Raw genomic sequence first — 871 nt, 5'->3', positions numbered from 1 at the left:
GAAATGATCGAAGAGCTACTGGAATTAAACCTACAAAATAACCTCATTTTGTTTGACAGAGGGTACCCTTCTCGAAAGTTTATTGCTTTTTTAGAGGAGCATGGAATAAAGTACGTCATTCGTGCATCTAAAGGGGCAATGAAAGAGATTACAGACGCTACAAAGGCTGACCAAATCATAGAATTCACAGAGAATAAGAAAATTTATACTGCTCGTGTCCTCAGATTTCAATTGGATTCAGGAGAAGAAGAAATACTCGTTACAAACGTTATGGACGAAAGTCTGGGATGTCTTGACTTCAAAGTTCTTTACTTTAAAAGATGGGGAATTGAGGTGAAATATAACGAATTGAAAAGCAAACTACAGATTGAAAACTTTACAGGATGTACACCGATGGCGGTGGAACAAGACTTCTATGCGTCTATTTACTTAATAAACATGGTGGCACTTTTAAAAAATGAAGCGAATGAAGTCATTGATCAACAGGACAAGGAGAAGAAGTTGAAGTATAAATACAAGGTTAATACAAATATCATCATAGGAAAGCTAAAAGATTCCATGATTCTTCTATTACTAGAAAAAAGGTCTGATGTTCGGAAAGCGATGTTTCACACCATGATGAATGAAATGATAAAAAATAAGACACCTATTCGGCTAGGAAGAAGTCATCCTCGGAACAGGAAGCCTAAATCCAATAAGTTCGCACTCAGCCAAAAAAGGTGCCTATAAAAAAGCTCTCTTTATCAATATACTTATTCAATTGAAAGAAGTAAATATAAAAATGTAGGGGCTTGAAAAAATGTAAAACCCAAGCCCCGGGCATCCTATTGCCTTTTTTAGAGACTAGATCTAAAACAAGCGTTAAAAACAC

1 protein-coding gene is annotated in these 871 nt (G+C 35.7%); it reads left to right on the top strand.

Translation table 11 applies throughout. The annotated features are described in order from the left end of the window. Positions 1-729, top strand: a 729-nt coding sequence (locus tag LC076_RS23995) for a transposase (RefSeq protein ID WP_226671604.1), incomplete at its 5' end; no start/stop codon positions are given. Between the last annotated feature and the right edge of the window lie 142 nt (positions 730-871).

The organism is Metabacillus litoralis (assembly GCF_020524045.1).
Lineage (GTDB): Bacteria > Bacillota > Bacilli > Bacillales > Bacillaceae > Metabacillus > Metabacillus litoralis_C.
The sequence above is the reverse complement of the archived record's forward strand: the minus strand, read 5'-3'. Positions and strand labels throughout refer to the sequence as shown.